We start from the raw sequence: 12990 nt of genomic DNA on the forward strand, positions 1-12990 counted from the left end.
CATGGCAAACTATATTGAGAAAATGATGTATTTAGGAACGCCCGCCATCAAAGCGGGCAATGAGCATGTAGAAATGATTGTCGTTCCTGAGTGGGGGAGCAACGTCATTTCTCTCACAGACAAAGCGACAAAGATGCAGCTTTTACGTGAACCGGAAACAGCAGAAAGCTTTCACAAGACACCTACATTGTATGGCATTCCCATCCTGTTTCCTCCTAACCGGATCAGTGACGGAACTTTCAGCTTTCGGGGCAGAACGTATCATTTTGATATCAACGAAAAGGATAAACACAATCATCTTCACGGGTTTCTTTATCAGGAAAAGTGGAACGTGGTGACCATGAAGCAAACTGATGAAAAAGTGATCGTTGAAACTGAAATTGACCTTTCAGGGCTTCCCCATGTATATAAGCAATTTCCGCATCATGCCGTCGTTCGGATGACATATACGCTAAAGGGGAATACTCTATTTAAACATGCGACCATTATGAACAAAGGAAAGGAAGCGTTTCCTTGGGGAATCGGCTATCATACGACATTTGTATTTCCAGAAGAAAGCTCATTATTCTCACTGACAGCAGATCAGCAATGGGAGTTGGATGAACGTCTGCTGCCGACTGGAAAACTGATGGATGTACCGAATAAAGAAGTTCTGCACGATGGAATGGATTTACGCCACAAGCAGCTGGATGATGTCTTTTTATCTTCTTATCAGAAGAGAGGCGGAGAAAACCAGGCAGTCATTTATCATCAGCATGCACACATAAGCATTATCTATAAAGCAGATGATCAATTTAAACATTGGGTCGTATACAACGCGGACGGAAAACAGGGGTATTTATGCCCTGAACCTTATACATGGGTGACAAATGCTGTGAACCTTGACATGTCTCCATCACTCACTGGTGTACAAGTGCTGGAGCCGGGAGAAGAAACAACAGCCAAAAGCAGTATCACCATTGAACTGAATCATCAATAACCAAAGATGAGGATGAGAGAGGCGGGTAAAGAAATGAAAAAAAGCATAAAGCTTTATATTGCTGTTTTGCTGCTTTTCATCGTTGCTTCGGTTCCTTATATGCATCAAGCTGCACAGGCCGCTGAAAAACAAGATGCACTTGCCGGACAGATCAATAAGGTGTTAGCTGATCATCCTGCACTTAAAGGCGCAATGGCAGGCATCACGGTTCGTTCTGCGGAAACAGGCGCTGTTTTATATGAGCATTCAGGAGACGTCCGGATGAGGCCCGCCTCCTCTCTGAAGCTTTTGACAGCAGCCGCAGCACTTTCTGTCCTTGGCGAGAACCATTCTTTTACAACCGAGGTCCGGACTGACGGCACCCTCAAAGGGAAAAAGCTAAATGGGAACCTTTATTTGAAAGGGAAAGGAGACCCGACACTATTACCATCTGATTTTGAAGAAATGGCTAAGAAATTGAAACAGTCCGGTGTGAAAGAGATTAAAGGCAATCTGATCGGTGATGACACATGGTATGATGACATCCGATTATCGCCTGATATGCCATGGAGTGATGAATCCACCTATTACGGCGCACAAATCTCCGCGTTAACAGCGTCTCCGAATGATGATTATGATGCAGGCACTGTGATTATAGAGGTCACCCCAGGTAAAAAAGAGGGGAATAAGCCTGCCGTTTCTGTATCTCCGCAGACGGATTATGTAACGATTAAGAACAATGCCGAAACGACTGCGGCTGGCCAAAAGAAAGACCTCACGATTGAAAGAGAGCATGGCACAAACACGATTATAATTGAAGGAAGCATACCGGTTGACGCAAGCAAGACAAAGGATTGGATTGCCGTCTGGGAGCCAACCGGTTACGCTTTGGATTTATTTAAGCAGGCGCTAAAAAAACAAGGAATTACTGTAAAAGGGAACATCAAGACGGGTGCAGCACCCAGTTCCTCAGACGTGCTAATCTCTCATCACTCAATGCCTCTATCAAAACTATTTGTTCCGTTTATGAAATTAAGCAATAACGGACATGCAGAAGTACTCGTTAAAGAAATGGGGAAAGTGAAAAAAGAAGAGGGGAGCTGGGAAAAGGGACTTGAAGTGGTAAACAGCAGTCTTCCGAACTTCGGCATCGACTCCAAATCACTCGTTTTAAGGGACGGATCAGGAGTCTCTCATATTAATACTGTATCTTCAGATCAAATCTCTCAGCTGTTGTATGACATTCAGGATGAGAAATGGTTCCCATCTTATCTACATTCTCTGCCTGTAGCAGGCAATAGTGACAGAATGATAGGCGGAACGCTGAGGAACCGCTTGAAAGACACACCTGCACAAGGAAAAGTAAGAGCCAAAACCGGATCACTAAGCACAGTCAGCTCTTTATCCGGGTATGCAGAAACTAAGAGCGGAAAAACCCTTGTTTTTTCTATTCTTTTAAACGGATTGATTGATGACGAGGATGGAAAAGATATTGAGGACCAAATTGCTGTCATCTTGGCAAATCAATCATAACGGCAGACCTGTTTTCAAAGGAAAACAGGTTTTTTTATGTCTTTAATAATGTTCTGACCCTGTTGATAACAAATGGACACATTACACGAAACGCGGACTTTCTTTCCTTTGTATGCGAGTAGGCAGGGAACAGCTTTCCATTATGCGTCACCAACCGTTTCTTTATAATTTGTTGAAAATGAATGGAGAATAGAACAGAAAGAATTGTACAACCTTATCGGATCTATGCAGTATTAGCCGCTCCAATAGCACAATGAAGGGTTTTGACTATGAAACGGCGCTTTAGACAAAATAGCAATACTGCATAAACGATAAGCTGGATTATCGGACAGAGGCCATTCTCTGTCTGTCTTTCTTTTTGTATCAAGAATGGATAAAGGACACTAGGGAATGATAACATCAACCTTTTTCTTGGAGGCTTGTCATGGACCATCTTTCTTGGCTTACTTTTATCATGCTGATTCTAGCCAGTTACAGGCTGACACATTTGATTGTATTCGACAAAATCACGGAGTTTATCCGAAAACCTTTTATGAAAAAGAAAAGGATCGTCGATCAAAACGGGCATGTGGACGAAAAAAGCGTGCCGGCTTCTAACTTTGGATACATGCTCAATTGCTACTGGTGTGCCGGCGTTTGGTGTGCCATCTTGATCGGGCTCGGCTATCTTTTTTTGCCCCGTATTGCAGTTCCAGTGATCTTTATTTTAGCCATCGCTGGAGCACAAGCGATTCTTGAAACAGCTGTCGGTGTGGGCGTTAAACTCATTGATGTGTTAAAGAGCCTGCAAACCATGATAAATGATAAAAAGTCCTAAGCTGCCCCTAAAATGCTTCAGGACTTTTTTCGTTTATCTGGTGATATAGATATAAATCCCGATTTCTTCCATCCGTTTAAGCACCCTTTTACAGCCAGGGAATACCGTAATAGCGAATAGTGAAAGTGATGTAATGGGGGAGAAGAAACAGCATGAAGGTTTGTCAAAAGTCGATTGTCCGTTTCCTTGTCAGCTTGATCATCGGAACGTTTGTCATCTCCGTTCCGTTTATGGCCAATGCACAGTCTGACAGGGAGCTGAGAGCCGTATGGATTGCTTCCGTATTAAATATTGATTGGCCGTCAAAAAAAGGGTTATCTATGGAAGACCAAAAACAAGAGTATATCAAGCTGCTGGACGATGTGCAGAAAATGGGGATGAATGCCGTTATTGTTCAAATTAAACCGACGGCAGATGCCTTTTATCCGTCCGCTTACGGACCTTGGTCTGAATACTTAACCGGTGTCCAAGGGAAAGACCCGGGCTATGATCCTCTTGCATTTATGATTGAAGAAACCCATAAACGAAATTTGGAATTTCACGCATGGTTTAACCCTTACCGTATTACGATGAATCATACAGACCTCAATAAATTATCTGAGGATCACCCGGCAAGAAAGCATCCAGACTGGGTTGCCGCCTACGGAAAGCAACTGTATTATCATCCGGGTATTCCTGAAGCGAGAGATTTTATTGTTAAAGGCATTGAAGAAGTCGTAAAACATTATGATATCGATGCCGTTCATATGGATGATTATTTTTACCCATACAAAATAGCGGGACAGGAATTTCCTGATCAAGCACAGTACGAACAATACGGAAAAGCCACTTTTTCCAATATTGATGACTGGCGGCGGGATAACGTAAACCGGCTTGTCAAACAAATCAATCAAACAATTAAAGCTGCAAAACCATATGTCAAATTCGGTATCAGTCCCTTTGGTGTATGGAGAAACGCGGCAGATGACCCGACCGGATCGAATACCAAAGCAGGCGTCAGAAATTATGACGACCTTTATGCAGATACAAGACATTGGATCCAAGAAGGCGACATCGATTATATTGCCCCGCAAATCTATTGGAGCATCGGCTTTAACGCTGCTGCTTACGACGTGCTGGCTGATTGGTGGAGCAATGAAGTCAAAAATAAGCCTGTTCATTTATATATTGGCCAGGCAGCTTATAAAATCAATAACAACTTTGATCCGCCCTGGTCCGACCCCGAGGAGTATGTAAGACAAATCACTTTGAACCGTCAGCTTGAGCTGGTGAAAGGAAGCATGCATTTCAGCCTCAAAGACCTCAACAAAAATCCGCTTGGCATCAAAGACAGGCTCATCACCGAGCTTTACAGCCAGCCGGCATTGGTTCCGCAAATGCCTTGGCTTGACAGTACAGTCCCAAAAAAGCCAAAGCTCTCAAAAGTGACCGAAAACAAAAACGGCAATCTTCTGCACATTCAAGACCATCCATCAAATCAAAAAACGAAAGAAACAGCTTATTATGCGATATACAGAACCGAAGGGAAAAAGAACAAAACATTGCTGGCAACCGCGAGAAAGACAAATGAGCAGCAAACCTTCTTAGATGACACGGCAGATCCAAATAAGCAGTATACGTATTATGTCACTTCAGCAGACCGGCTTCATAACGAAAGCGAGGCTTCCAAACGAAAAACAAAATAAGAAATAAACAGGACGGCTTTCTAAGTCGTCTTTTTTAGAAAAAGTGATTTTGCAGACAGGAAACTATGATACGCCGCTGAATTTGTTAAAGAAACGAAAAAGACGAGGGAGAGACTCACATGAATATAGAAGCGGTTTTTGGACATTTTCCAGTATTGGAATCTGAGAATCTGGTTTTAGGTAAAATCGAAGAGGTGCACGTGCAGGATGTATTTTCAATCTATGATAATGACAAAGTATTCGAATACTGCGGTATCATCCCGAAACATAACATTAAAACAGTACATAAAATGATTGGCCATTTTGATCGGGATTACAACAAAAAAAGCAGAATCAAATGGGGAATCTTCCCGAAAAGTCAAGAGAATACGTTGGCGGGAATCATAGAAGCGATGGATTTCAACGTAAAAGTAAACATGGTAACGATTGGCTACTACTTGGCTGAAGAATATTGGGGGAGAGGCATTACAACGGAATCCGTCCGCATGCTTGTCTCATTTTTATTTGAGAAAGCCAATATAAACAGAATTCAAGCTGAAGTTATGCCAGCCAATGAGGCTTCAAAAAACGTCCTCTTAAAAAACAATTTTATGAAGGAGGGAGTAATCAGACAAGCTTCCTATTGGTCTGGTAAAGGAGTGGTCGATTTAGAAATATACGGCCTTCTTAAAAACGATTACGTATAAATCTTTCTTTTTCAAATTCAAAAAATTGTTCAGCATAACGAGATTGAACTATAAGTTAGTTATTGAACTGACTAATTCATAAGGAGGAGCGGCATGGCGAAACCAAATGTTATTTCCAAAGAAACACTCATTGAATGTGCCAAGACATGCATCACAGAAAACGGGTTAGAAAAACTGACATTAAAATCAGTAGCAGAACAAGCTGGTGTCAGCCAAGGCACAGTTTATTATCATTTCCGCACGAAAGAAAACCTCATGCTGGAGGTGGTTCGCCACGTGTGCGGCAGCTCATGGGCGAACATACAGAACAGCCGGCTCCCGTCAAGCGAAAAGCTGAGAGAGGCTTTGATGTCCACAAAAGCTCGAACGAAAGAAAATGGGGATTATCATCGGTTATTTTTAACGCTGATCGTATCAAGCTTCCAAAATGAACGGATCAAAGAGCAGCTATGTCATCTGCTACAAACTGAAAATCAATGTCTGACAGAAGAGCTCACTCAATTGTGGGGCAAATCCCCAATTGATGGCGTTTCCTTGGCAACCTGGGGAATGATGCTGAATGCTTTAATTGACGGGCTTGCCATACAGTCTCTCATTTCCGATGATTTTTCCTCAGAAGGTGTTTATCAGGAGCTCGAATGGATTTTGGTGAAGCTGACTGAAAAAATGAGGTAACACGAAAGGAGATCAAGCATGTTTACTCAAAAATTAGGGCTTGTCCTCACGTTTTCATTTCTAGTCTGGCTAGGTGCCACACTATTTTTTGTGCTGTTTGGAGACGCTGTTTTAACAGATCCGGCCGAAGAACCTTTTTTGTTGAACTTTCTTCTCCTGGAAGCGGGCACCGCTCTCGTTTTATGCCTCGTGTTCTTTCTCTATCAAAAACTCGATCAATCACAGTACGCGGTAATCAAGCTCGGCCTATGGGGATCAGCGGTCGGTTTATTGATAGACACGTTTTCCCTTTGGAATCATCCCATTATCTTCCCGGCGCTATCAAAGGGGCAAGTCAATGCGTTTGCCATATGGATGGTATGCGCCTATGGCCTGTATTTGTTCATCCCGTTAATGTTTTCACATAAGAAATGATCCAGTTTTAATTTTCAGACTTCTTTTGTCAGGGAATGATTACAGAACTCGCCTAATAGGATGTTACAAAGATGTGAAGGAGGAAAGCAAGTGAATTTTGAGCTGACAAAAGAACAGCAAATGGTGCGTGAAATGGTAAAGGATTTTGCGAGAAAAGAAATTGCTCCTCACGCTGAACATGTAGATCAAACGGGCGAGTTCCCGATCCAAACATTTAAAAAAATGGGTGAGCTCGGGCTGATGGGTATTCCATTTCCCGAAGAATACGGCGGGTCAGGCGGAGATACGATTTCATATGCCTTAGCAGTTGAAGAAATCGGCAAAGCTTGCGGCAGTACTGGATTAAGTTATGCAGCAGCAGTCTCGCTCGGCGCAAGTCCTCTTTATTACTTTGGAACAGAAGAACAAAAACAGACGCATTTGACTCCGCTGGCCTCGGGCAAAGCACTCGGGTCATTCGGCCTGACGGAACCAAACGCCGGCTCAGATGCAGGAGGAACTCAAACAAAAGCGATTACAAACGGTGACGAGTATGTAATCAACGGGGAAAAATGCTGGATCACGAATGCAAGCTACGCACGCACGGTGATTGTGACCGCAGTAACAGGCAAAAACAAAGACGGGAAAAACATCATCTCCGCATTCATCGTGCCAACTGACACACCTGGACTTACGATCACAAGCCCGTACGATAAAATGGGCGTCCGCGGTTCAAATACAGCGGAAATTTTGTTAGAGGATGTCAGAGTGCCCGCGGGCAACTTACTTGGCGATCCAACAAAAGGGTTTAAGCAGTTTCTCTACACGCTTGACGGCGGTCGGATCTCCATTGCTGCTCTTGCAGTCGGCATTGCCCAAGCGGCACTTGAAGCATCATTGGCATACGCGAAAGAACGAAAGCAGTTCGGACAGCCGATTTCTTCCTTTCAGGCGATTCAATTTAAGCTTGCCGACATGGCGATGGAAATTGATCTGGCCCGGCAAATGGTGTTAAAAGCTGCTTGGCTGAAAGACCATCACCGCCCGTTCACAAAAGAAGCGGCGTATGCCAAGCTGTTTGCATCTGAAATGGCGACAAGGGCTTGCAATCAAGCCATTCAAATCCATGGAGGTTCAGGCTACATGAAAGAATATGGGGTAGAACGGATGCTGCGGGACGCAAAATTAATGGAAATCGGTGAAGGCACATCTGAAATTCAGCGTATCGTGATCGCCAGACAGCTTTTAAAATAAAATGTAAACGCTTTCGATCACTTGGAAAGGAGGAACATTGCATGGCTGAACTCATCCATTCCACAATCGGCAGACTGCTGGAACAAATCGCTGAAACCTATCCCGATCAAGAAGCGGTTGTTTATCCAGACAGAAATATCCGCTATACGTACGCCCAATTTAACAGTCTGTGCCGTCAAACTGCTAAAGGACTTATGCGGATGGGACTTGGGAAAGGAGACCACGTAGCCATATGGGCTTCGAATATCCCCGAATGGCTTGCCGTTCAGTTCGCCACCGCGAAAATCGGAGCCGTGCTCGTTACCGTCAATACCAATTATCAAGCACACGAGCTCGATTACTTGCTGAAGCAATCAGATGCTGCGGCGCTTATTGTCATGGATTCTTACCGGGGCACTTCTTACACAGATATCGTGAACAGCCTAATTCCAGAGTCGCAGGAAGCAAAGCCCGGCCAGCTGAACTCAGAACGTTATCCCTTTTTAAAAACGCTCATTCATATTGGCGAAAAACGCTTTCCTGGCATGTATCATTGGGACGATATAGAGATATTGGCGAAAACAGTGACGGATGCTGAACTGGAAGCAAGAATGAACAGCCTTGAAAAAGACGATGTGATTAACATGCAATACACATCAGGTACGACAGGGTTTCCTAAAGGCGTGATGCTTACGCATTTTAATGTCATCAATAACGCTGTCAATATCGCAGAATGTATGGTGTTAACCTCTCAAGACCGCATGTGCATCCCAGTTCCGTTTTTTCACTGCTTCGGATGCGTGCTTGGGGTTTTGGCGTGTGTGTCAGTCGGGGCAGTCATGATACCTGTACAAGAATTTGATCCCGTTACTGTCCTCAAGACAGTCGAAAAAGAGAAATGCACAGCGCTTCATGGCGTACCGACCATGTTTATCTCAGAGCTGCATCATCCGGATTTTAATGCATATGATCTATCAACACTCCGAACAGGCATCATGGCCGGCTCACCCTGTCCAAGCGAGGTGATGAAAGCCGTGATTGAAAAGATGGGCATGACAGACATTACAATCGCCTATGGACAAACCGAAGCATCACCGGTTATTACGCAAACAAGAGCAAATGATTCCTTCATCAGAAGGGTCGAAACAACTGGCCGAGCCTTACCGCATGCAGAAGTAAAAATCGTAGAACCTGGGACATGTCGAGAAGTTCAAAGAGGCGTGCAGGGAGAGCTATGCACCCGCGGCTATCATGTCATGAAAGGCTACTATAAAGACGACGAAGCGACCAGAGAAGCAATCAATCCCGACGGATGGCTGTTCACCGGTGATCTTGCTGTCATGGATGAAGACGGGTACTGCCGTATTACTGGAAGATTAAAAGATATGCTCATCAGAGGCGGTGAGAACATTTATCCGCGGGAAATCGAAGAATTCCTATACCGGCATCCCGCCATTTTAGATGTACAGGTCGTTGGTGTCCCTGACGCAAAATTCGGAGAGGAGGCAGCTGCCTGGATTAAGCTGAAAGACGGTAAGAGTGTTTCACCTGATGAACTTAAAGCCTACTGCAAAGGGAAAATCGCGCGCCACAAAATTCCGCGTTATGTTATTTTTACAGACGAGTACCCGATGACGGCTTCAGGCAAGATTCAAAAATATAAGCTGCGTGAAAAAACGATTGACATGTACCGCTTATCATCAAGTCAATGAGGTGAAGTCATGTTTTCAAAAGTACTGATCGCTAATCGCGGAGAAATTGCAATGAGGATCATCCGTACGTGCAGCCGTCTCGGCATAAAAACCGTTGCAGTTTATTCTGAAGCAGACAGAGATGCGCCACATACTAAGGCAGCCACAGAGGCTTATCGAATAGGTGAATCGAGAGTCAATGAAAGCTATTTAAATATAGAGAGAATCATAGAGACGGCGAAAAAAGCAAATGCCGGCGCCATCCATCCCGGCTATGGGTTATTATCAGAAAACAGCCGCTTCGCCGAACGCTGCAAGCAGGAAAACATCGTGTTTATTGGACCATCTCCCGATATCATTGCAAAAATGGGGAGCAAAATTGAAGCACGCAAAACAATGGAAGCCGCAGGTGTCCCTGTCGTTCCCGGTGTTTCTGAATCCCTCGGAGACATTCAGGCAGCCTGCCGCGCTGCAAATCAAATTGGCTATCCTGTCATGCTGAAAGCTTCAGCGGGCGGGGGAGGCATTGGAATGCAGCTTGTCCAAAACGAGGAAGACTTAATAAAGGCGTACGAGGGAAACAAAAAGCGCGCTGCAGATTTTTTCGGTGACGGGTCGATGTATATAGAGAAAGTCATTGAACATGCCCGCCATATCGAAGTTCAGCTTTTGGCGGATCAGCACGGCCATACAGTACACCTGTTTGAACGCGATTGCTCTGTTCAAAGGCGCCACCAAAAGGTTATTGAAGAAGCGCCGTCACCATTTTTAGATGATGAACTGAGAATGAAGATCGGGGAAACGGCCGTAAAAGCAGCGAAGGCGATCGGCTATACAAACGCAGGAACGATTGAATTTATAGTTGACCCGAGTCAAAACTTTTATTTCCTTGAAATGAATACGAGATTGCAAGTTGAACACCCCGTGACTGAAGAAATAACAGGCCTGGACTTAGTTGAGCAGCAGCTGCGGATTGCTGCGGGCCATACACTCACATTCTCCCAGCAAGACATCAAACGAAACGGGCATGCGATAGAAGTTCGAATATACGCGGAAGATCCCAAGACCTTCTACCCGTCACCAGGCACGATCACCGCGTTTTCACTTCCTGGCCAAAAAGGGGTCAGACACGAATGCGCGGTAGCAAAAGACAGTACTGTCACCCCTTTTTATGACCCGATGATCGCCAAAATGATTGTCAAAGGCAAAAACAGAGCGGAGGCAATTGAAAAGCTGGAGACGGCGCTCCGTGACTACCGGATAGAGGGAATCAAAACAAATCTTCCGCTCCTCATACAGGCTGCCGGATCAAAAGCATTTAAAGAAGGGGATGTCACGACTGACTTTTTGAAACAACATTTATAAAGGAGGCCGTTCATATGACAGTTAAGATACAGATGGCGGGAAACCTATGGAAAGTGCACGTCCAAGCGGGCGACCAAATAAAGAAAGGCCAGGAAGTTGCCATTTTGGAGTCAATGAAAATGGAGATTCCGATCGTTGCAGACAGAAGCGGAACCGTAAAAGAAGTCAAAAAAAATGAGGGAGATTTCGTGAATGAGGGAGATGTGCTGCTCGAACTGAGCGATTCCACGCAATAAACTGGAGGAAGACCATGTCATATCCTAAAAAAGTGACAATCAAAGAAGTCGGTCCGCGTGACGGCTTACAAAACGAGCCCGTATGGATCGCAACCGAAGATAAAATCGCCTGGATCAACCAGCTTTCCCGGACTGGGCTTTCATATATCGAAATCACATCCTTCGTTCACCCGAAATGGATTCCCGCACTTCGAGATGCAATCGACGTGGCAAAAGGCATCGACCGTGTAGAAGGGGTAACGTACGCGGCACTTGTCCCGAACCAAAAGGGGCTGGAGAATGCGCTTGAAGGAGGCATTAACGAAGCTTGTGTCTTTATGTCTGCAAGCGAGACGCACAACAGAAAAAACATCAACAAATCCACTGCTGATACACTTCACATTCTCAAACAAGTAAACGATGACGCAAAAAAAGCAAACCTCACAACAAGAGCCTACCTCTCAACCGTTTTCGGCTGTCCATACGAAAAAGATGTCCCCATTGATCAAATCATTCGCCTTTCTGAAGCTCTATTTGAATTTGGGATCTCTGAACTGTCGCTAGGTGACACAATCGGAGCGGCAAATCCTGCCCAAGTAGAAACCGTGCTCGAAGCACTTTTGGCCCGATTTCCAGCCAATCAAATCGCCCTGCATTTTCATGATACGAGAGGAACGGCGCTCGCCAACATGGTCACAGCTCTCCAAATGGGCATCACGGTGTTCGACGGCTCGGCAGGCGGGCTTGGGGGATGTCCATATGCTCCTGGCTCGTCAGGAAACGCCGCAACTGAGGATATCGTATACATGCTTGAACAGATGGACATCAAAACAAATGTAAAGCTCGAAAAACTGCTATCCGCAGCCAAATGGATAGAGAAAAAAATGGGCAAACAGCTGCCGAGCCGAAATTTACAGGTATATAAATCATCTTGATAAAAGAGAGGAAAAAACAATGGGAGAATCGATTCTATTTACTATCCAAAATGAACATATTGCCGTGATCACCTTAAACAGGCCTCAGGCGGCAAACGCACTTTCAGCGGAAATGCTTAGAAACCTGCAATTGATTCTTCAGAAAATTGAATTCAACTCAAACATCCGCTGCGTCATCCTCACAGGCACCGGTGAAAAAGCGTTTTGTGCGGGGGCAGATTTGAAAGAAAGGATAAAGCTGAAAGAAGATCAGGTACTTGAAAGTGTATCTCTCATTCAAAGAACCGCGGCTCTACTTGAAGCCTTGCCGCAGCCGGTCATCGCTGCGATGAACGGTAGCGCCTTAGGCGGCGGTCTTGAATTGGCAATGGCATGCGACCTTCGAATCGCAGCTGAATCTGCCATGCTGGGCCTGCCGGAAACAGGGTTAGCCATTATCCCGGGCGCTGGAGGAACCCAAAGGCTGCCGCGTCTGATTGGCAGAGGAAAAGCAAAAGAATTAATTTATACAGGAAATCGCGTAACAGCACACAAAGCAAAAGAGATAGGCCTTGTCGAGCAAGTCACGGCTCCTCGTGACCTCATGCCAAAAGCGGAGGAACTGGCCGCAGTTATTTCTGCCAACGGGCCGATTGCTGTCCGTCAGGCTAAATTTGCAATCAATAAAGGATTGGAAACAGACCTCGCTACAGGCCTGGCAATTGAACAAAAAGCTTATGAACATACCATTCCAACAAAAGACAGGAGAGAAGGGCTTCAGGCGTTTCAAGAAAAAAGACGGGCCGTATACAAAGGAATATAAAA

Annotated in this window: 13 protein-coding genes; all 13 read left to right on the forward strand. The window is 44.9% G+C overall.

Annotation, left to right across the window (positions count from 1 at the left end; all coding sequences use genetic code 11):
• The first annotated feature begins 1 nt into the window (after window position 1).
• The 13 genes from galM (at window position 2) to MOB98_RS05365 (ending at window position 12988) form a co-directional block, all read left to right on the forward strand.
• Entirely contained in the window at window positions 2–979 is a 978-nt protein-coding gene (gene galM, locus MOB98_RS05305) for an aldose 1-epimerase (RefSeq protein ID WP_268362887.1), read from the forward strand.
• Between the two features lie 33 nt (window positions 980–1012).
• The gene (dacB, locus tag MOB98_RS05310) at window positions 1013–2491 is read left to right on the forward strand and encodes a D-alanyl-D-alanine carboxypeptidase/D-alanyl-D-alanine-endopeptidase (protein ID WP_268367282.1); all 1479 of its coding nucleotides are present in this window, start codon (window positions 1013–1015) and stop codon (window positions 2489–2491) included.
• A 424-nt stretch (window positions 2492–2915) separates the two neighbouring features.
• A complete protein-coding gene (locus MOB98_RS05315) occupies window positions 2916–3308 on the forward strand; it encodes a DUF1360 domain-containing protein (protein ID WP_268360701.1) in 393 nt (130 codons plus the stop codon).
• A gap of 152 nt (window positions 3309–3460) precedes the next feature.
• Entirely contained in the window at window positions 3461–4993 is a 1533-nt protein-coding gene (locus MOB98_RS05320; protein WP_268360702.1) for a glycoside hydrolase family 10 protein, read from the forward strand.
• A gap of 119 nt (window positions 4994–5112) precedes the next feature.
• Window positions 5113–5679, forward strand: coding sequence for a GNAT family N-acetyltransferase (locus tag MOB98_RS05325; RefSeq protein WP_268360703.1), 567 nt, complete (start codon window positions 5113–5115; stop codon window positions 5677–5679).
• A 93-nt stretch (window positions 5680–5772) separates the two neighbouring features.
• Window positions 5773–6354: a TetR/AcrR family transcriptional regulator gene (locus MOB98_RS05330; protein ID WP_268360704.1), complete on the forward strand. Its 582-nt coding sequence runs from the start codon at window positions 5773–5775 to the stop codon at window positions 6352–6354.
• Window positions 6355–6444: 90 nt separating this feature from the next.
• On the forward strand, window positions 6445–6768 hold the full coding sequence (locus MOB98_RS05335) for a DUF5367 family protein (protein ID WP_268360740.1): 324 nt from the start codon (window positions 6445–6447) through the stop codon (window positions 6766–6768).
• Window positions 6769–6858: 90 nt separating this feature from the next.
• Window positions 6859–8001, forward strand: coding sequence for an acyl-CoA dehydrogenase (locus MOB98_RS05340; protein WP_268360705.1), 1143 nt, complete (start codon window positions 6859–6861; stop codon window positions 7999–8001).
• Between the two features lie 41 nt (window positions 8002–8042).
• The gene (locus tag MOB98_RS05345) at window positions 8043–9692 is read left to right on the forward strand and encodes an AMP-binding protein (RefSeq protein ID WP_268360707.1); all 1650 of its coding nucleotides are present in this window, start codon (window positions 8043–8045) and stop codon (window positions 9690–9692) included.
• 9 nt (window positions 9693–9701) lie between these two features.
• The gene (locus MOB98_RS05350; protein ID WP_268360708.1) at window positions 9702–11036 is read left to right on the forward strand and encodes an acetyl-CoA carboxylase biotin carboxylase subunit; all 1335 of its coding nucleotides are present in this window, start codon (window positions 9702–9704) and stop codon (window positions 11034–11036) included.
• A 14-nt stretch (window positions 11037–11050) separates the two neighbouring features.
• Window positions 11051–11272: an acetyl-CoA carboxylase biotin carboxyl carrier protein subunit gene (locus MOB98_RS05355; protein ID WP_268360709.1), complete on the forward strand. Its 222-nt coding sequence runs from the start codon at window positions 11051–11053 to the stop codon at window positions 11270–11272.
• 14 nt (window positions 11273–11286) lie between these two features.
• Window positions 11287–12186 (forward strand): hydroxymethylglutaryl-CoA lyase, encoded by a 900-nt coding sequence (gene ldeG, locus MOB98_RS05360; protein ID WP_268360710.1) that lies wholly within the window; start codon window positions 11287–11289, stop codon window positions 12184–12186.
• Window positions 12187–12205: 19 nt separating this feature from the next.
• Window positions 12206–12988, forward strand: coding sequence for an enoyl-CoA hydratase (locus MOB98_RS05365; protein ID WP_268360711.1), 783 nt, complete (start codon window positions 12206–12208; stop codon window positions 12986–12988).
• The last annotated feature ends 2 nt before the right edge of the window (window positions 12989–12990 follow it).

This window comes from Bacillus sp. N13C7, assembly GCF_026790065.1.
In the GTDB taxonomy this organism is placed as follows: Bacteria; Bacillota; Bacilli; order Bacillales; family Bacillaceae; genus Bacillus.

What these genes read in the sequence shown, in the direction of transcription:
- MOB98_RS05350 (WP_268360708.1), top strand. Translation starts at nt 9,702, where the DNA reads ATGTTTTCAAAAGTACTGATCGCTAATCGCGGAGAAATTGCAATGAGG.
- ldeG (WP_268360710.1), top strand. Translation starts at nt 11,287, where the DNA reads ATGTCATATCCTAAAAAAGTGACAATCAAAGAAGTCGGTCCGCGTGAC.
- MOB98_RS05345 (WP_268360707.1), top strand. Translation starts at nt 8,043, where the DNA reads ATGGCTGAACTCATCCATTCCACAATCGGCAGACTGCTGGAACAAATC.
- MOB98_RS05315 (WP_268360701.1), top strand. Translation starts at nt 2,916, where the DNA reads ATGGACCATCTTTCTTGGCTTACTTTTATCATGCTGATTCTAGCCAGT.
- MOB98_RS05330 (WP_268360704.1), top strand. Translation starts at nt 5,773, where the DNA reads ATGGCGAAACCAAATGTTATTTCCAAAGAAACACTCATTGAATGTGCC.
- galM (WP_268362887.1), top strand. Translation starts at nt 2, where the DNA reads ATGGCAAACTATATTGAGAAAATGATGTATTTAGGAACGCCCGCCATC.
- MOB98_RS05355 (WP_268360709.1), top strand. Translation starts at nt 11,051, where the DNA reads ATGACAGTTAAGATACAGATGGCGGGAAACCTATGGAAAGTGCACGTC.
- MOB98_RS05325 (WP_268360703.1), top strand. Translation starts at nt 5,113, where the DNA reads ATGAATATAGAAGCGGTTTTTGGACATTTTCCAGTATTGGAATCTGAG.
- MOB98_RS05365 (WP_268360711.1), top strand. Translation starts at nt 12,206, where the DNA reads ATGGGAGAATCGATTCTATTTACTATCCAAAATGAACATATTGCCGTG.
- dacB (WP_268367282.1), top strand. Translation starts at nt 1,013, where the DNA reads ATGAAAAAAAGCATAAAGCTTTATATTGCTGTTTTGCTGCTTTTCATC.
- MOB98_RS05320 (WP_268360702.1), top strand. Translation starts at nt 3,461, where the DNA reads ATGAAGGTTTGTCAAAAGTCGATTGTCCGTTTCCTTGTCAGCTTGATC.